Source organism: Paenibacillus senegalimassiliensis (genome assembly GCF_001486585.1).
In the GTDB taxonomy this organism is placed as follows: domain Bacteria; phylum Bacillota; class Bacilli; order Paenibacillales; family Paenibacillaceae; genus Fontibacillus; species Fontibacillus senegalimassiliensis.
In genome coordinates this window covers 1,507,137-1,526,522 of sequence record NZ_LN909046.1, presented here as the reverse complement: position 1 = coordinate 1,526,522, position 19,386 = coordinate 1,507,137, and the positions used below count along the sequence as shown (strand labels likewise).

Sequence of the window (19,386 nt, the reverse complement as noted above, 5' to 3'; positions counted from 1 at the left end):
TGGGTAGAGTATAAGAGATGTCATTCAAGGGAGCGATTCAGTTGGACTATACAGATCAAGCCTGGCAGGAGGAACAACGCCGCGTTGAGGATGTAGCAGATCAAATCGATGCCCGTATCCGGAGGCTGGAACGGGAAGTGGGCAGCGTCCGCGGTGACGTCGTGTCTATGCGGAAGGACTTCTGGGATGAGGTTACTGTCAATTTCAGTGAGGCCGATGATGTTGGAGAAACCTCAACCAGCTTGAGACAGCAATCTCAAGTGCTCTCGGAGCGGGAGAAGAGTCACCAGCATGCTTCCATTGCTTTAGGGAAAATGAAGCGGCTAAAGCAATCGCCTTATTTTGCTCGTATTGATTTTGCAGAAGAAGGAGGACCGGAGGAAGTCATCTATTTGGGCATTGCCTCCTTGCTTGAAGACGGGGATGAACAGTTTCTGGTTTACGACTGGCGTGCTCCAATTTCTAATCTTTATTATGATAGTGTACCTGGTCCTACGTCCTATGAGACGCCTTCCGGCACAATCTCGGGAACGATGTCGCTCAAGCGTCAATTCGTTATTCAAGGACGTATGATTAAACTGATGTTCGATACGGGGGTTACGATTGGGGACGAGATGCTGCAACAGGTGCTTGGACGCAGCTCCGATGCCCAAATGAAAAGCATCGTGGCTACCATTCAGCGCGAGCAGAACAAGATTATCCGTAATGACCACAGCCGGATGTTGATTGTACAAGGTGCGGCTGGCAGCGGGAAAACCTCGGCTGCGCTACAACGTGTCGCTTATTTACTGTATAAGCATCGCGAGGTGCTCAAGGCGGATCAGATGATCCTGTTCTCTCCTAACCCGTTGTTCAACAGCTATGTATCTACCGTACTACCGGAATTGGGCGAAGAGAATATGCGGCAGACGACGTTCCAGGAGTATTTGGAGCATCGACTGGGCCGCGAATTCCAACTCGAAGATCCGTTCGTACAGATCGAATATGTATTATCTGCTCCAGAGGACGAGGTTTATGGGTCCCGGGTTGCAGGTATTCGTTATAAATCATCCGTCCTCTTCCTGGAGACGATTACCAGTTATAAGAAGCTGTTGGAGCAGCAAGGCATGCAATTCAAGCCGCTACGGTTCCAAGGCAGACAGATTGTTGGCACGGAGGAAATTGCCCGTGAATTTTATGCCTTTGACCCGGCGATTCGTTTGGCTAACCGCTGTGAGCTGCTGAAGGAGTGGTTGCTTAAGAAGCTGGCTGCCTTCAGCAAGGCAGAGTTGGACCAGCCTTGGGTGGAAGAGCAGATTCAATTGCTGGACACGGAGGAGTACCAACGGGCATATCGCCGGATGCGCCGCAAGCATCAAGGCGGCAGTCCGTCGTTCAGCGATTATGAGGACGAGAAGACGATTCTGGGCAGAATGGTGGTCAGCGACCGTATGAAGCCCTTGCGCAAATGGGTTAAGTCATTACGATTTGTAGATGTCACCCGCTTGTATACACAATTATTCAACGATCCTGCGATGTTTCGTCAGGTGAGTTCCGGCCCTCTCCCGGAGCGCTGGGAGGAGATTGGCAAGCAGACGCTGGAGAAGATTGGGCAAGGCGAATTATTTTACGAGGATATTACGCCATACCTCTATTTGAAAGAGCTGTTGCTCGGTTTTCGTTCCAACACCGATATCCGCCATGTCATTATTGATGAAGCCCAGGATTATTCGCCATTCCAGTTGTTTTTCTTAAAGCGTTTGTTCCCGCGTGCCAAAATGACAGCGTTAGGCGATTTAAATCAGGCGATATATGCTCATGCTTCAGTGCTCCAGCAATCCTCTGTACTCAGTGATCTCTACGGTACGGAAGAGAGCGATTTGATTATTCTGGAGCAAAGCTACCGTTCTACCCGGCAAATTGTTGAATTTACACGGGAAATGATTCCCGGAGGGCAAGCCATCATTCCGTTCAACCGGGAGGGTGAGAAGCCGGAGGTTCATCTTGTAGATGGGGCGGAGAAGCTTGAGGCTTCTATCGTGGAATGGATTAGTCAGCTTCGTGCGGACGGATTTGAATCCATTGCGATTATCTGTAAGACGGCAGAGGAAAGCGAGCAGGTTCATGAACGCCTACAAAGCGAAATAGCTGTGAGGCTGATGAAGAAGACCACCTTGTCCTTCGAAAAAGGTGTGCATATTATCCCTGCTTATTTAGCTAAAGGCGTGGAGTTTGATGCGGTGCTCATCTATGACGGATCAGACCGGAAGTATACGCGTGAAGCGGAGCGCAAGCTGTTCTACACAGCATGTACAAGAGCCATGCATCTGCTTCGTATCTATTCGCTGGGAGAGCCAAGCCGGTTTATCCGCGAAGCTGCTTCAAGTACGTACGAATTTCGTTCTTAGGACTGTTGGGAATTACCGCTAAAGCATATATTTCGCCTGAATGTATCACACTAACCGGGTCTGTTCCTAATGTCTTACAGAAGGGTGGCCTGAAGGCTTCATGGTCAGCAAAAAAGGCGAAATCATCGCCCTTGCGTCCATTCCGTTAATTATGACGCTGGGCAATTCCATGCTTATTCCTATCCTGCCGCAGATCGCCAGAGAACTTAAAATTTCTTCGTTTCAAGTGAGTATGTTGATTACGGTTTATGCGGTCGTGGCTATTTTGCTGATTCCGATCGCCGGGTACCTGTCGGATAAATTTGGCCGCAAAGCGATCATTGTACCCAGCTTAATCATTGCAGGAGTGGGCGGGGCGGTGTCTGGCTCTGCAGATTGGTACACGGATGGCACAGCGTTGTATTGGGTTATACTTGGCGGTCGCTTCCTCCAAGGGATTGGAGCGGCCGGAGCTTTTCCCATTGTGCTTCCGCTGGTGGGAGATCTGTTCGACGATGAGGAAGAGGTCAGTCATAATTTGGGGATCATCGAGACGTCAAATACGTTCGGCAAGGTACTGAGCCCGATCCTGGGAGCTTTGCTGGGCGCGTGGATCTGGTATGCCCCATTGTTGTCCATCCCTTTACTTTGTTTGATTTCGCTGGTGCTGGTGTGGATTTTGGTTAAGGAGCCCGAGGAACGAAAGGAAGCCAAACCGCTTGGTGAATTTGTCGAGACCATTAAGGGCGTATTTCGGGAAAAGGGACGTTGGTTGTATGCGATTTTCGCGATAGGCTGCATATCGATGTTCCTGCTCTTTGGTGTGTTGTTTTATTTGTCAGAGCAACTGGAAAGCAAGCATGGGCTGGTTGGCGTGATTAAGGGGCTGGTGCTGGCCATTCCGCTTGCCGCATTATGCCTGGCTTCTTATATCACCGGGAAGAAAATTGGCAAAAATAAAGCTTTGATGAAGTGGTCGGGTGTAGCTGGCCTGGTGCTTTCCACAGGGGCGTTATTTGGAATTGGCTTCTTCAACAATATTTATTTTGTTATCGCTTGCCTTATCGTATGTGGTGCGGGCATTGGCATCGTGTTGCCGAGTTCAGATGCACTCATTACGGAAGGTATTGATCAGGAGATGAGGGGAACCATCACTTCCATCTACAGCAGTATGCGATTTATCGGAGTATCGGCAGGCCCGCCGATCATGTCCATACTGATGAAGGCGGGGCATATGACGATGTTTTTTGTTATAGCCGGTGTATCCCTGGTTGCGGTCATTCTGCTGCTGCTCATGGTGAAGCCTGAGCAGGGAGAAGGCGACCCCGGGGACTCGAAGCAGCGGAAACCACGTGCGAAGGTAAATTCTCCGTTACGACAGGGGTAGAGCGATACAGCTTATCTATACAGCTATAGGGCAGCGGGACCTCAGGAACTGAGGCCCCGCTGTTCTATTGTCCGGGCTTTTTTGGTATGATGGACGTAATTATTATCAGCGTTGGAGGGGTAGGTATACATGAATGCCAAGCAAGCGGCGGGTTATCGTGCCGCGGAATGGGTCAAGGACGGAATGACCGTTGGACTCGGAACGGGTTCGACAGCTTATTATGCGATTGAGAGAATTGGACAACGAGTGGCAGAGGGATTGCGTATCCGGGCTATTGCCACCTCGAACGCCTCGGAAGAGTTAGCTCTTAAATATCATATTCCGATCATTCAAGCGGCAGAGGTGGATCGACTGGATCTGGCGATTGACGGTGCCGACGAAGTGGACCCACAAATGGCCTTGATCAAGGGCGGTGGAGGCGCATTACTGCGCGAGAAGCTGGTGGCCAAAGCCAGCGATCGCTTTATCGTCATTGCCGACAGCAACAAGGTGGTGCCACATTTGGGAGCATTCAAGTTGCCTATCGAGCTGGTCCCTTTTTGTTACGAGTGGACATTGAAGGGGCTCAAGGACCGCTATAACGTTCCCTTCGAGATGCGGCAACGTGATGGAGGGTTATACGTAACCGATAACGGCAATTATATTGCGGATGCGTCCTTCGGCCAGATCAATGATCCAGGCCGGCTTAGCGATGAATTGAAGGCGACCACCGGGGTCGTCGAGCACGGATTATTTGTGGGCATTGCCCATACTGTTGTTATTGGGCATGAAGATGGAAGTACCGACGTTAAGGAGACAACTGATGTTTAAATCGATAAAATCTAATTTGAAGGAGCCCTCCATTCAAGAACTGTTGGAGTACGCCGTGGTTGATGATGTCACTTTGGATACCGTCATCGAGTCGTATCGCTCTGAGGAAGATTGCAAATTATTCGGCTATGAAGTTGAAGGGCAAATTACCGGACTGATTGGCTATCGTGTTCAGGAAGACAAAGGAGAATTGGAGATTCTCCATCTTGCCGTCCATCCTGCCAATCGCTACAAAGGGTATGGGCGTGCCTTGGTGTTGCTCTCATTAACGCAGGAAGAGCCAACAAGTGTAGTTGCCGTTACCGATGAGGAAGGAACGGACTTCTTCCGGAGCATTGGCTTTGAGATTACGGGCTTCCGCGAGGCGGGCAGCACGGTGGAACGGTTCCGCTGCCTCTACCTGGTGGACGAGCCGGAAGACGAATAGATTCTGAGTATGCAAATAACGCTGTATCCCTTTTGCCCTGGTGGCTAAGAGGATACAGCGTTGTTTGTGTCTTGGTAATTATCCTAGTGTATTGCGTTTCATTGTGCTGCGCCAGGACCACTTGCGCTCTTGACGTTTCTTATATTTGGGCAATGAACGGTAAACGGTAATAGATTCGGTGTAAGCCTTCCTGGCTTCTTCCTTGCTGCCAAGGGATTGATACAAGCTCCCTAGCAGATAGTACGCTTCGCTGGAGGAAGATTGAATCTCTCCGAATTTGGCTGCGTATTGCAGCGCCTTCTGAGGGTCCTGCTCACGGAAAGCGGAAGCGAGACGAAGGTAAGGCTGACCGTATTTGACCCGATCATTCAGGCTAAGCGCCTGCAAAATATGCTGCTCGCCCTCATCGATACGACCAAGCCCTAATGCTGCCGTTCCTAGGTCATCCCAGAATTCTGCGGAACTCTCGGAGGCATCGCGAGCTTCCATAAGTAGCGTATGAGCTTCTTCGAATTTTTTGCGTTCAATTAACAAGCGGGCAAGCTCGCGTTTGGAAGAAACATCGAAGGGGCTTGCGGCCAGTTGCTGACGAAGCTGAGAGATTCGGCGGCCACGCTTAAATGGCTTGCTGATACTGGGCAGAAGTCCCACATAACGCCGATCAATAAAATAGATGATCAGCAGTAGCACCAGGATAGCGATAAAGGGATTTCCAAATAGCCAGGATAGTAAAATAAACAGCATGAACTTGCTCATAAAACTCCTCCAACGAAAAACTTAATGATTCACCAATTATACCACAGAGAGGCACGTGACGGGAGAACGCGCTTTTGGGGTAGGGGCCAGGAAATTGGTCCATACCTTTGTCCACTCAGGTACATAAGCTGTACAAGAGGTGACGCTTATGAACAGAAATGAGTTTGTCGCGGCTCTTGCTCCGGCGGCCACAGCTAATGCGGCCAAAAGCGGGATTCCGGCGTCTTTGATCCTCGCCCAAGCTATACTGGAATCGAATTGGGGGACCAGCAAGCTGTCGGTAGAAGCGAAAAATTTATTTGGTATGAAAGGGAGCGGCCCGCTGGGTAGCATCCTCTTGCCAACGACCGAGTACCGGAATGGACAGCCGGTTCGGGTGAATGCCTCGTTCCGCAAATATCGCAACTGGGCTGAATCTTTGGCTGATCACACGATCCTCTTGTCGGCTAAGCGTTATGCCGCAGTAGTTAACAAATCCGGTCCGGAAGCAGCTCGTGCCGTAGCCGCCGCCGGGTATGCTACAGACCCGTTATACGCTAATAAACTGATACGCCTAATGAGCGATTATCAGTTGACGCGTTATGACCCGCCGAAAGGAGATGATCCGATGACCCCGGAGGAGAAGAAGCAATTCGAAGCGCTCCGTCAGACCGTTACGGCTCAAGCCAAGCGGATTGCCGAACTGGAGAAATTCACTCAGCCTGGTATTCCTGAATGGGCCAAGGAGGCTGTAGCTGCGGCAGTAAGCTATAGCCGAAATGAACCGCTGCTCAACAATCCCGAGCAAGGAAGTGTCGACTTCTATCGCTTGATCACGGTTATGCACCGACGAGGGCTGTTCAACCGCTAACCATGCTATTTTAAAACTTCCCGGTTGGTTATAATGAATAACTGTGGAGGTGTTGAGTTGAAGCACACAGTTGCTCATATTCCCTATCAACCGGGATGTCCCTATTATTTTACAACCAATGATTACTATTCAGAGGCATTTCATCAACACGCCGGCTTAGAGCTGATCTGGCTGATGTCAGGGAGACTGAAAGTAACGATAGGCTCGCAAGATTATGACCTCCAGCAGAATGATCTGCTGTTAATCAACCACTTGGAATCACATCGCCTTATCTTGCAGTCACAGGATGCCCGCTTTATACAAATGCATATGGACAGCTTGTTTCTTTATGAGCATCATTCCAACTTTTATGACATGATCTATGATCTGAAGTCATTTAAAAATAGCTCGGATCATCAAAGCGCCTACGATATTATCCGAACCTTTATGAGCAGGTGGTTACTTATGAAGAGCGCAACCGAATCCACGGAATCACTTGACGACATACTTCGCATGTCCCGGTATCTGTCGCTTCGCTTCGGCAAGCCCTGCCTGGCAGAGGAGTCTTCAGGCCGTGAGTCTCGGCGGGATAACCCCATCGTTCAGCATATGCTCAATCATGTAGAACTGAACTTCCAGAGTAAAATGACCTTGAATCAGATTGCTGAACAAGAACATTATAATTCATCCTATCTCTCTGATATTTTCAGAAGGCATGCAGGCATCACCTTCAAGACATATCTGGACGAGCTTCGTATCCGTTATTCACTGTATTTGCTGCTGCATCAGGAGGCGTCCATTCTGAATATTGCCCTATCCTCAGGGTTCAGTGACGAGAAGAGCTATTATAAGGCGATTAAATCGAAGTATGCCTGTACGCCCCTGCAACTGCGCAGAAGATACTCACAGATGCCCCAGGCCGAAGTTCCCTTCGTACATACTTTGCCTGAAGAGCGCATTCGTCATTATGCTTCCTTACCGATTGAACCGGGTATGCTGGAGGATAATACGTTGCAGGTGCATCTGGTCGAGAGCGTTCAAGCTGAGGGCTACGAACTGGAGCAGGTCTGGAGCAAGATGATGAACATCGGCTCAGCTAATACCTTGTTGAATCAGAATATTCGGGATCAGATCAAGGAAATACAAGAGGAAATTCCTATTGAATATATGCGATTTGAAGGGATCTTTAATCAAGAAATGGATGTGCTGCAAAAGGACCGCGATGGTTTTAAGTTCAACTGGAAATTCATCAACAACATTCTGGATTACTTGCGGGACATTGAACTGAAGCCCTTTATCTGTCTGAGCTATATGCCCCCACTACTGGCTAGCAAAGGGACAAGCTTCTTCAACTATCAAGGTAATACCTCTCCGCCGAAGGAGATGGATGAATGGCTGACGCTCGTTCAGTCCTTTATCACCAATAGCATTAACCGTTACGGGCTAGAAGCCGTATCCACCTGGTACTTTCAGATATGGACCGAGTTCCCGGTGCAGGATATTCATTGGAGCGGCACACTTGAGCAATATTTCGAGTTGTATAAGCGAACCGCCTTGTTAATTAAGGGAATATCGCCTGCCCTCAGAGTAGGACCCGCCGCAGAAAATTTTCACACAAAGGACCAGCCTTCGGAGAAGCTATTGGAGTTCTGCCTGGATCAGGGGGTTCCTGTTGATTTTTACAGTTGCAATGTTTATCATAATCGCATCCACTTTGAACAATGGCAGCAGCAATCGATTACGGGGCCGGTCGATATCCAGTCTATCCCGTTCCAATATGAGACGAAGGATCATACCAAGCAAGTGTTAAAACGCACATGGGACATGCTTGAATCACGTGGTCAGAAGAATACCGAATTTATTGTAACCCGGTGGAATTTGAGTTGGGATGTGACCCATGTTCTGCATGACACCGCCTTCATGGCGACGTTCATTATAGACAACATGCTGGATGAATCGGCAGCCCGGGCTAAGGCAATCGGTTTTCTGTCCGCCTCGGACATCCTATATGAATGGGATATTAAGAATACTCCCTTTTACGGAGGGACTGGACTGATGAATACAGAGGGCATCAAGAAGTCGGCTTATTATGCCTTTGTGTTCTTGTCCAAGCTGGGAGGCACGGTATTTGCCAAGGGGAAGAATTACTTGATGACGAGGCAAGGCGAGAATATCCAAATCCTTGTCTATAACCATACTTATTTGAACCAGTTGTTTGTCAAAGGGGAGGAAATGGAGCTGCCGCCGTATGACATCTTTGAGGAGTCCGAAGATCTCTTGTTCCATATTCATCTGCAAGATATACAGGGTACTTATAAGTGTAAGCAATATAGTCTGAACCGGCAGTCCGGATCGGCTTATGACGAGTGGATGCGGATGGGAGAATATGTGGATTTAAATCATGAAGAAACGGAATATCTCAAGAGCATTTCCAGGCCTTCGCTGCAATTAAGGCAGGTGACGGTGAAAGGCGACTTCGAGCTTGATCTGCACGTGCCGGTGCATGGGGTAGAGTGCCTGATTCTGAATAAGCTATACAACTAGAATTTAATTTGAACCGATAAATATAGTTGAGCCAAGATTCTCCCGGTATAAGTATGGGGCAATTCTTGGCTTTTTTATATTGAAGCGCATTCACAACTAAAGAATGCGCTTACTTTACTGTCTGAGCATCCAAGAAAGAGGAAGGAAACCAGGGGCGAATGTGGACTAAACTTAGTTCAACGATATTGATAAGACCATCAAATTAGAAATGTAAACGGTTTTATGGATATCCTGAAAATAGGGTTTAGGAGGATGAAATAGATGAAGGCTAATAAACAAACACGCTTGTCGTACACTACCCAGGCACAGGAAATTGTAGATCAACTAAGCTTGGAAGAGAAAGTGTACCTGATGAGCGGAAGGGTATCGATGGAGGAAATGCTGGAGGATTTCAAGGTCAGACATTATAACTGGAGACCGTATCCTGCTGGCGGTAATGAGCGACTAGGTGTACCGGAATTGAAGTTTGTTGACGGGCCACGTGGAGTGGTGTCGGGCAACAGCACCTGCTTCCCGGTCTCTATGGCCAGAGGTGCAGCCTTCGATCCGGCCCTGGAAGAGCGCATTGGACGAGCTATTGGTCAAGAGGTTCGTGCCCAGGGCGGCAACTTCTTCGGCGGCGTCTGCGTCAACCTGCCGTATAATCCAGGTTGGGGGAGAAGCCAGGAGGTATATGGCGAGGAGTCGTTCCATCTGGGGGCGATGGGTGCAGCCCTGGTTAAAGGGGTTCAGCAAGAAAATGTAATCGCTTGCGTGAAGCACTTTGCCTTCAACAGTATGGAATGGGCGCGCTTCAAGGTCAGTGTGCTGGCAGATAAGCGAACTGAACGTGAGGTATTCTTTCCACACTTCAAGGATTGTTTGGATGCCGGAGCAGCCAGCGTCATGAGTGCATACAACCTGTACCATGGAGTTCATTGCGGGCATAGCGATTATCTGCTAAATCAGGTGCTAAAAGAAGAATGGGACTTCGACGGCTTCGTGGTCAGCGACTTTGCGTGGGGCATCAAGGACACGGTGGAAGCGGGTAATGGCGGCATGGATGTGGAGATGTGCCATACCAAATTCTTCGGCGATAAGTTGGTGGATGCGGTTAAGGACGGTCAGGTCAGTGAAGAGAAAATTAACCAGGCGGCGTTACGCATCGTACGGACCTTGCTCGCCTTCGACGAGGCAGACAATGATACGTATGACAAAGACCTGATTGTCAGCCAGGAGCATATTGCTTTGGCATTGGAGGCGGCGGAGAAATCCATGACCCTAATGCAAAATGAAGACCATGTGCTGCCATTCTCCAAGACAGGTACGAAGCGAATTGCCATCATTGGAGCGCTTGGGGAGAAGGGAAATATCGGGGACCATGGATCGAGTCGGGTGTTCCCGCCTTACATCGTTACGCCGCTGGAAGGCATCAAGCGCTTGCTCCCGGATGCAGAGGTTGTCTTCGACAATGGCGAGGATGTTGAACGTGCCAAGCAGTTGGCGAGCTCAGTGGATGCTGTTGTCTTCGTGGCCGGGTACGACCATGATGATGAAGGCGAATCCGTAACGAATGAGGATGCCGATTTGAAGGCGGGCGGGGATCGTCAGAGTAGCCTCGGTCTACATGCGAAGGATATTGAGCTGATTAATGCCGTAGGTCCGGTCAATCGGCAATCGGTTGCCGTACTCATCGGCGGGAATATGATCATGATTGAAGAGTGGAAGCAGTCGGTGTCCGCCATTCTGATGGCCTATTATCCCGGGATGGAGGGGGGTACCGCCATTGCCAGAACCTTGTTCGGTGAGGTTAATCCGGGTGGTAAATTGCCTTTTGTTGTACCGACCAGCGAGGATCATTTGCCACAAGTGGATTGGGATGCCAGTGAGATCAAATACGAATATTATCACGGATATACCAAGCTGGAGAAGGAAGGCATCACACCTGCGTTGCCATACGGATTTGGCTTGTCCTATACGCAATTTACCTTATCGGATGCCCACTTCAAGGTGGAGAAAGATCAAATCATCGCCACTTGTCAGGTTCAGAACACCGGGAAGGTGACGGGAGACGAGACGGTGCAGCTTTATGTTGGCTTTAGCCAGTCCAAAGTGGATCGTCCGGTCAAGGTTCTGCGCGGCTTTAAACGAATTACACTAGCTCCGGGCCAACAAGAAACGGTGGAAATTGCCTGCCCGATTGAAAAAATGAAATGGTACAACCCTTCTACTGGCGGGTGGGAGCTGGAGGCTATGGACTATGAGGTGTTCATAGGTAACAGCAGTGACTCGCAGGATTTGATGCAGGGAAGCATCCGCTTATAAGAACTTAGTAGACAAATTGTTCCCATCTGGAGGGTGCACTATGGCAATAAGAAAAGAGTCAACGCAAAAATTATCCTTGCTGGAAAAAGTAAGCTATGGCCTGGGCGATACAGCCTCGAACCTGATTTATGCGGTAGTTACCACGTATCTGACCTACTACTTTACCGATGTATACGGAATTGGCGCTGCGGCCGTAGGTACGCTTCTGCTGGTAGCTCGGCTTGTGGATATGATCGATAGCCCCATTTTTGGTATTCTGATTGATAAGACACATACAAGATGGGGCAAATCACGTCCATGGATTTTATGGTCCTGCTTTCCCTTTGCCATCGTAACAACGCTGTTGTTCATGGGGCCAGAGCTAAGCGCTTCGGGAAAGCTGGCTTATGCTTACATTTTCTACATCGCATCTAATGTATTATATACGGCGGTGAATAATCCACTGACCACGCTGCTGCCGAGTCTGTCGAGTGACGTTCAGGAGCGAACGGTGGCTAACACCTTCCGGATGTTTGGCGGGCAATTTGGTGGCTTGCTTGTGAACCTGACGTTATTGCCGCTGGTGGCCTTCTTCGGTCATGGGGATCAGCAGAAGGGCTTCTTCCATACGATGATTTTGTTTGGGATCGTAGGGCTGATTATGTTCCTGATCACCTTCTTCAATACCAGAGAACGTGTTCAGGACAAATCGGGCGGGAAGTCCTTGTCTGTTAGAGAGAGCGTCAAGGCGATTAAGGGCAATACGCCTTGGATTGCAGGCGTGCTGGTGGGGGTCGTCTTCTTCATCCTGTACGTGATTAAGTTGTCCTCGGGCATCTACTACATTACGTACAATCTGAATAAACCTGATATTGTCACTACCGTAAATACGCTAGGTTCACTAACCTTGATCGGCATTGTCTTTGTTCCATTCTTGTCCAAAAAGTATAGTAAGAGAACCTTGATGATTATAGGGATGGCCATTTGTATCCTTGGACAGGTTATTATCTATCTCAGTGGACAAAGCACGGCAATCGTTCTGACGGGAACCGTCATTGGAGCGATCGGTTTAGGGTTGCCTGTCGGCTTGCTGTTCGCCCTCATTGCGGATACCGTTGATTATGGGGAATGGAAGTCCGGGGTACGCGCTCAAGGCCTGCTGGCTTCTACGGCTTCCGGTATTGCCATCAAGCTAGGCTCCGGCCTGGGTGGCGCGATTCCTGCATGGCTGCTCGCCGCCGGGGGTTATGTTGCTAACCAGACTCAAAGCGCCTCGGCGCTTCGTATGATCGAAATCAGCTTCATTTGGCTTCCGATCTTGTTATGTGTCCTCTCCATACTTATTCTTCTATTTATGTACAAATGGGAGAAGCCGCATCATGAGATTGTGGCTGAACTGGAGTTGAGAAGAGCAGGGTAGGAAGAGACTTAAAGGCTAGATAACTGAACTATCAACAAACCAACGAGGGACCCCCGTGATCAGCAGGAGAAATGCTGATTGCGAGGGTCTTTGTTATGTAGCTGGATAGCATCGCACAAGCACAGCAGTTTTATAGCGTTTGGCCATAGGCTACATCAGGCATGTTTTTTTCTAATAATAACCATAATTTCTCGGAAACGTCTCTGGGTGCGCACGGCATAGAGTTTTTAATCCACCATTTTAAAACACCAACAATAGCAGAAGCCAAGAATTGAATGTCTATTTCTGAAGCAAAATACTTTCTTAGCATGGTTTCTATTTCGTTAACCATACATGAACTGAATGTATCAAAATTTTCGTTTTTACATAGCATATGCACCATATCAAAATTGTCAGCCAAATAATCAAATATAGATATTAATGTATTTTTGTTGAGTGTTTCATTTTTGTGCTGGCATAGCAGTATTAAATCGGCAAAGTATATTCTGATACTTTTGTTTAATAAGTCGTATTTATCCGTAAAGTTTAAATAAATTGTCCCTCTATTAACATTAGCTTTTTCTGCGATTTGATTCATTGATATTTTTTCAACATCCTTTTCTCCTAATAGTTCGAAGAATGCTTCTATAATTATTTTTTGAGATTTTTGCTGTCTTTTATCCACTTTAATTCCTCCATCTAAAATGATTAATGAACAATTATATTAATGTTGTTGAATATTGAACATGATCAAAAATCTGCGCATTGAGGTCAATAACATTTAATGGTTTAATATTAATGCGCAATTGATTATTAATCAACGATTGTTCATTAATTTTTTAAAGATGAAATCATTTTACTGGGAGGATAATTAAATGCGAGTATTAGTTTATGGCATGGGAAATCAGGGAAGTTTACTAGCTCATACATTAGTAACTGGTAATAACGATGTAACCGTATTAGCCAGAGGGGAACGAGCAAAACAATTCAGGGAAAAAGGAATAGTTATCAGGCATTTCATTCAGCGAAAAACAACTATAGATCAAGTTAAGATAATTACTGAATTAGAGCCTCACGATGTATACGATGTTATTTTTGTGGTTATGAAATATACTGATTTTAAATCTGTTTTGCCTATTTTGGCTATAAATGAAACAAAAAACATTTTGTTAGTAGGTAATAATTTCAACCCCGCTGAAATGGAGGAGTATATAAAGTCCAATAGCACTAATGAAAAAAACATTGCTTTTGGCTTTCAAATGAGTGGAGGGAAAAAAAGTAAAGAACAAATCACCGTTTTAAGAACAAATGCTGGTGAAATGGTGTTAGGCTCCCATGGTGAAAAGATCCAATTTCAAACAACGCTTGAAGATATATTCGCAAAAACAAAATATAAGCTGAGTTTTCAAGAGGATATAGATGCTTGGTTTAAAAATCATATCATTTATGTATTGCCTTTAAATCTTGCACATTTTATAAAGGATTATGACTACAAATCTGCTGGAAAAGACAGCGCTTTGTTAAAAGAGGTGGTAAAGGCGATGCATGAAGGATTTGACCTGCTTGTTGACTTGGGTTATAAAAATATCCCTAAAGGCCAGGCAGATTTCGTGACAAAGCATGAATACTTGAATTTTCTCTTTTATAAGCTGTATCACCATACTCCTATGGTAAAACAATCGGAAAGCAGTTTTATAGAGATTAAGGCTTTTTATGATGAGCTTTATAAATTAAAAGCAACATCAAGCTTCAAAACTCCTAATCTGGATAGTCTTGTGAAAAAAGCAGAAGAGAAGTATTTATTAGATAAGTAAAAATACAAAAACTCCCCTCATAGTAAAGGTAGAATGTTTTTTCTACTGCTACTATGAGGGGGGCATATCGTGCTTTTTAATCCAGTATTCGCAGCATTATCATGGTCGCTTCCGCGCGATTGGCGGAAGAGTTTGGCTCAAAGCGATTGTCGCCACGGCCGATAAGGAAGCCTTGGATGCGACTTGCCTCCACGGCGCTTTTGGCCCATTCGGGAATCGCTTCATCGTCTGCAAACGCGGTAGTGTTGGTCGTTGTTTGCAGCCCAAGCGCTCGGGCGAACATGGTCGCCATTTCAGCACGGGTGATGGGTGCATCTGGAAGGAAACGTCCATCTTCATATCCGTTCAAAACACCAGCCTGTACTGCCTGGGCCACAGCTTCGGTCGCCCATACTCCGATTTGTTCCTGATCTGTAAAAGCAAGCTCCGTCCCAGCATGCTTCCACTCCAGCGTGCGTGCCAACAGAACGGTAAACTCGGCTCGTGTGACCGATTCATTAGGCTTGAACGTATGGTCCGGATATCCGCTCACGATGCCTTGCCTTACCGCACGCTTAATTGCGGCTTCTGCCCAACTGCCAGCGATGTCGGAAAATTCCGTTGCAGGCTCTGACGGTCCAGTGGGCGTATCGGGGGACTCGGGTTGCTTGGGCAAGTCGCGTTGGATGTTCAACCTGTAGGTCTTGCGCGCGCCGTTCTCTGCTTGCACGGTAAGGACAAACAGATTTTCGCCAACTTCCAGCTCATGTCCGGATTTTTCGGTAACCGTTTCATTCTCCAGCCTTACATGCGCGGCTGGATGAGCGGTCTTCCACGTAATGTCAATTCGCACTTCTTCCGTGCGCGCCTTGTACGTTGTCGTTTCAGGGGCAAACGACGGGCTAAGCGCCAACGCGCTGTCTCCTGCCCGTACTAGCAGTTCAGCCAGGTTGGCATTAGCGGAATATACACGATCCGGATTGTTTCCCGGGAGCGGAGAAGACGACGCCCACGATACTTGCGTGGTTCCCCCTACTTCTGCATAGTTGCGAAGATCGGACGGCGTAAATAGCCATGCCTGGCTTGTGTCACTCTGTGACGGGACAACATTGGGGTCAGCCCAGTTCAACGCGCCGGGCACCGGCTTACCCGTTGTCGGATGGTGGAAGCTTCCGCTCAGTGCTGCCTGTCGCAGCGGCTCGCCGCTCCGCAGCCGACCCGCCTGCACGGTATCATCTGATACCGGGACTGCCGCCTGAATATCGATCGTAAACTGCTGTACTGCCGTTGTCCCGGAGGCAGTATCCGTGACCGTTACTTCGAAAACATAATTACCTGCGTTCTCTGCCACACCTTCGATTGCACGGCCATTCAGGGTTAAACCGTCCGGCAAAGCGCCGTCGGTTACGACAAACGTGTAGTTGCCCGTTCCCCCGGTGGCATCCGGTATGGAGGCGCTGTAGGCTTCAGCGTATGTGCCACTCGGCAGCGAAGCACCGGACAAACTCAGTGAATTGCCTGTCCAATGTGCGAACAGCTCGGTTTCGCTTAGCAGTGTAAATGGAAACGCAACTTTCTGCATAGTGTTGGTATACCAGCCATCAAATGTGAACCCGCTGCGTTGGGGAACAGGGGAAGGTGCCGCAATGGACGTTCCGTAAACGGCTTCTGTAACCGGACTTTGTTCTAAAGTCCCCCCGTCCAACTGCCAAAGGAGCGCATAACGGTTGGACCAAAGGATGGTGCCTGCGTTAGGCTGTTGATTGTCCACTTGGATCGTTGAGGGAGTCATGGAAACCGGTCTGTAACCATTCGCTCCGCTTAATTCGAAATCGTCGAGCGTATACGCGCCCGCAACGACATGCAAGGAAATTGTGCCATGTTGATTGGTTCGGATGGTACTGTTTCTCAGAGAAATATCTGCGTTTGCTACCGGCGTCTGAGAGCCTTCGTGCTCTATGAACGTCAACGTAAGCAACAGTGGTGCCTCTGCGTTATTGTTCACCACACCGCTGAACATGTTGCCGTCATAACCAGGTGTGCTGTAGACGATTCCGCCCAGCAACTGAATGGTAGCAGAGGAGGTTACATACACGTTAATGTAGGTAGAGCCTCCGCCTATACCGGCAGAGTAGCCACCACCGCCGGAAGCGATGATCAACCCGTCGGAAATGATAATGTCACCCCCGTCGCCAGAGTACCCACCGCCGATGCCAGCCCCGCTCAAATGGCCGTTATAAAACCCATATCCGCCGTTTGCTGTAATTTCGCCTCCATTGATGATAATTGTATTGCCGCTACCACCACCTCCACCGCCGATGCCAGCTCCGCCGTTGCTTCCTGTGGCATGTATCATTCCACCATTAATGGTAATGGTGCCGCTATCTCCGTAAGACCCACCGCCGATGCCAGCGCCACCGTGGGAACCGGTTGCAGTAATCGTCCCCCCATTAATGATAATCGCTCCGGGAGAGCTAGCGTATCCGCCACCGATGCCAGCGCCACCATTTGTTCCTCCTGGTGTCGGTTCACTGGCTGCAATAATCGTCCCCTCATTGATTACAATGGTTCCTGTTGGTGTATACGCACGGCTGCCAATGCCAGCGGCCGAACTGCCTGATCTGGCCACAAGCGACCCTTCCCCGGATATTGTCAGTTTGGCATTCCCTTCCACAGCGAGTGCTGGAGGAGCGTCTTGGGCAAAGGAGGCTGATGTATCGAGACTATTTGCCCCTTTCAAAATCAAACGCACTTCACCGCTTCCCCTCAAATCAATTGTGCTATTACTATTAGATAATGATTTGAGTTGCAAGCTGTCAATTGTCAGGTTCAGTGATTGGGTGTTGTACGTGCTAATACTCGCCGACAACGTAACATCTCTGAACTGCTGCCGCAGAACAACATCCGTAACACCGTCAGCAATCTGGATCTCCCTTAAATTGCTGTCCGTTCCTGTCAATTCGTAAATGCCATTGGCGACAATTAGCGCGTTCCCGCTAATTGGGATAGTCGGGTCGGCCGCCTTCAGTGTATGTTCCGGTTGTAAAACTGTTGCAAACAGGAGGCTACAGGCCAGCCAGCCTGTAAACCATTTGCGGTGACTTTTCTTCACTTTGTTCCCCACTCCCTTGTCCATGTCATTTCAAAACGAAATCATTGAACAGAAAACTACGCAAACTTGTGTTTATGCGCGAAATCCGTTACATTGTTTTGTCCAGATTAACATATTAATTTTAAATTTTGTCTAATTTTTGATAAGTAAGATTTAATTTTGCGGGATGATGTAATAACACAGGAATCCTCCTGATATCTGGAATATAGCTAATAGGGTAGTATACTTTTACTTGAAGAAAGGGGCTTGCAGATGTCGCAATCTAACATTCCCAATATTACCCCAACTATATCTATAACCAGAGATGATGCTAGTACCCTACTCTTGTCTTCTATAGCATTGGAAGAGTTGGGACTCAGTCACATCATTAATGCAGAGGGTGAAAAACTGCAGTATGTGCTGGGTACGTTGCCTGGATTCACCGGGCCAGCGCCGACGATTTCCGATTTGCTTACCATAAATCAAAGCGTTCGTGACACACTTCGGGCAGTAACAAATAATGAATGGGTGTTGCAAAATAAATTAGATAGCCTCTTGTCGACACCGATCTCCATTGGGCCGACGGGTCCCACTGGACCAACAGGACCTACAGGTGGAGCACCAGGACCCACAGGGGCCACAGGCGCTACCGGAGTCACAGGAACAGCAGGAGCTACGGGTCCAATAGGCCCGACGGGCCCAGATGGAGCAACGGGAGTGACAGGTGCAGTTGGAGCTACCGGAGCAACAGGACCGGCAGGAGTGACAGGTGCAACGGGTCTGGCGGGAGCCACAGGAACAGCAGGAGCTACGGGTCCAATAGGCCCGACGGGAGCAGATGGAGCAACGGGAGTGGCAGGTGCAGTAGGAGCTACCGGAGCAATGGGTCCGGCGGGAGCCACAGGAGTCACAGGCGCTACTGGAGCTACCGGAGTCACGGGAACAGCAGGAGCTACGGGTCCAATAGGCCCAACGGGGGCAGATGGAGCAACGGGAGTGGCAGGTGCAGTAGGAGCTACAGGAGCAACGGGTCCGGCGGGAGCTACTGGAGCTACCGGAGTCACAGGAACAGCAGGAGCTACGGGTCCAATAGGCCCAACGGGGGCAGATGGAGCAACGGGAGTGACAGGTGCAGTAGGAGCTACAGGTGCAACGGGGCCGCAAGGGCCTATCGGCGACACCGGTCCTTCAGGTCCTCCATCGGTCTTGTCAGGCACACAAGTCCAATATATTACGCCAACCACGGTGGATCTGCAGGATGGGGCAGCCGTTCCGTTTAATACTCTCATCAGTTCACAGGGTAGTGCAGTTACATTTAACAGTGTGACAGGGGAAATTATCATCACAGAACCTGGAAACTATTTTGTCAGTTGGTGGGTTTCAGTGGACGGCTCCAGCTTATCCCCGATTGTAACGCTATCGGTCAATGTCAATGGAGTTCTTCATTCCAATTCTTCCTCGCCTTTCCTTACTGAGCAATTTTGCGGTTCTGAATTTATACCTGTTACAATAGTACCGGCTGTACTTACCATAAATAACAGCACTGGAAATGAAATTTTCCTACCTGATCTTGCGGCAACGGCAAATTTGACTGTAGTGTATTTGAATGTGTGACGTCCTTCAGGAAAATCACCGATATTCTAAAGTGACATGTGAAGAAATTGCATAGCCTATCCCGGATCTTTATAATAAAGGCTAACC

The 19,386-nt window shown here is 48.5% G+C and carries 13 protein-coding genes; 10 read left to right on the top strand and 3 right to left on the bottom strand.

The features are described from left to right. The first annotated feature begins 17 nt into the window (after positions 1 to 17). The 4 genes from helD to BN3279_RS21140 all read left to right on the top strand — a co-directional run bounded on the left by helD (position 18) and on the right by BN3279_RS21140 (position 4,990). Positions 18 to 2,387, top strand: coding sequence for an RNA polymerase recycling motor HelD (gene helD / locus BN3279_RS21155; protein WP_059053713.1), 2,370 nt, complete (start codon positions 18 to 20; stop codon positions 2,385 to 2,387). Positions 2,388 to 2,487: 100 nt separating this feature from the next. Next, entirely contained in the window at positions 2,488 to 3,753 is a 1,266-nt protein-coding gene (locus BN3279_RS21150; protein WP_059053711.1) for a bacillibactin exporter BcbE, read from the top strand. Positions 3,754 to 3,882: 129 nt separating this feature from the next. Continuing rightward, positions 3,883 to 4,563, top strand: coding sequence for a ribose-5-phosphate isomerase RpiA (rpiA, locus tag BN3279_RS21145; RefSeq protein WP_059053709.1), 681 nt, complete (start codon positions 3,883 to 3,885; stop codon positions 4,561 to 4,563). Next, on the top strand, positions 4,556 to 4,990 hold the full coding sequence (locus BN3279_RS21140) for a GNAT family N-acetyltransferase (protein WP_059053706.1): 435 nt from the start codon (positions 4,556 to 4,558) through the stop codon (positions 4,988 to 4,990). The genes rpiA and BN3279_RS21140 overlap by 8 nt, the downstream gene beginning before the upstream one ends. Positions 4,991 to 5,068: 78 nt before the next feature. Here the strand turns inward: BN3279_RS21140 and BN3279_RS21135 are convergent, their stop codons facing one another. Continuing rightward, positions 5,069 to 5,746 carry a tetratricopeptide repeat protein gene (locus BN3279_RS21135; RefSeq protein WP_059053704.1) on the bottom strand — a complete coding sequence of 226 codons (678 nt, stop codon included), beginning with the start codon at positions 5,744 to 5,746 and terminating at the stop codon, positions 5,069 to 5,071. Between the two features lie 148 nt (positions 5,747 to 5,894). Here BN3279_RS21135 and BN3279_RS21130 point away from each other — a divergent pair, with 148 nt between their 5' ends. The 4 genes from BN3279_RS21130 to BN3279_RS21115 all read left to right on the top strand — a co-directional run bounded on the left by BN3279_RS21130 (position 5,895) and on the right by BN3279_RS21115 (position 12,822). Continuing rightward, positions 5,895 to 6,596 (top strand): glycoside hydrolase family 73 protein, encoded by a 702-nt coding sequence (locus BN3279_RS21130; RefSeq protein WP_059053702.1) that lies wholly within the window; start codon positions 5,895 to 5,897, stop codon positions 6,594 to 6,596. Between the two features lie 57 nt (positions 6,597 to 6,653). Then, a complete protein-coding gene (locus tag BN3279_RS21125; protein ID WP_059053700.1) occupies positions 6,654 to 9,119 on the top strand; it encodes a GH39 family glycosyl hydrolase in 2,466 nt (821 codons plus the stop codon). Between the two features lie 261 nt (positions 9,120 to 9,380). Continuing rightward, positions 9,381 to 11,423, top strand: a complete 2,043-nt coding sequence (locus BN3279_RS21120; RefSeq protein ID WP_059053697.1) for a beta-glucosidase family protein — start codon at positions 9,381 to 9,383, stop codon at positions 11,421 to 11,423. A gap of 40 nt (positions 11,424 to 11,463) precedes the next feature. Beyond that, positions 11,464 to 12,822 (top strand): glycoside-pentoside-hexuronide (GPH):cation symporter, encoded by a 1,359-nt coding sequence (locus BN3279_RS21115; protein WP_059053695.1) that lies wholly within the window; start codon positions 11,464 to 11,466, stop codon positions 12,820 to 12,822. 130 nt (positions 12,823 to 12,952) lie between these two features. Here BN3279_RS21115 and BN3279_RS21110 read toward each other — a convergent pair whose 3' ends face one another. After that, positions 12,953 to 13,486, bottom strand: coding sequence for a TetR/AcrR family transcriptional regulator (locus tag BN3279_RS21110; RefSeq protein WP_059053692.1), 534 nt, complete (start codon positions 13,484 to 13,486; stop codon positions 12,953 to 12,955). A gap of 190 nt (positions 13,487 to 13,676) precedes the next feature. On the opposite strand from BN3279_RS21110, the gene BN3279_RS21105 reads away from it, so the two are divergent. Further along, positions 13,677 to 14,615, top strand: a complete 939-nt coding sequence (locus BN3279_RS21105) for a ketopantoate reductase family protein (RefSeq protein WP_059053690.1) — start codon at positions 13,677 to 13,679, stop codon at positions 14,613 to 14,615. Positions 14,616 to 14,691: 76 nt separating this feature from the next. Here BN3279_RS21105 and BN3279_RS21100 read toward each other — a convergent pair whose 3' ends face one another. Beyond that, positions 14,692 to 17,706 (bottom strand): S-layer homology domain-containing protein, encoded by a 3,015-nt coding sequence (locus BN3279_RS21100; protein WP_059053689.1) that lies wholly within the window; start codon positions 17,704 to 17,706, stop codon positions 14,692 to 14,694. A gap of 252 nt (positions 17,707 to 17,958) precedes the next feature. Here BN3279_RS21100 and BN3279_RS21095 point away from each other — a divergent pair, with 252 nt between their 5' ends. Continuing rightward, entirely contained in the window at positions 17,959 to 19,299 is a 1,341-nt protein-coding gene (locus BN3279_RS21095; protein WP_059053687.1) for an alpha-helical endospore appendage domain-containing protein, read from the top strand. Positions 19,300 to 19,386 lie beyond the last annotated feature (87 nt).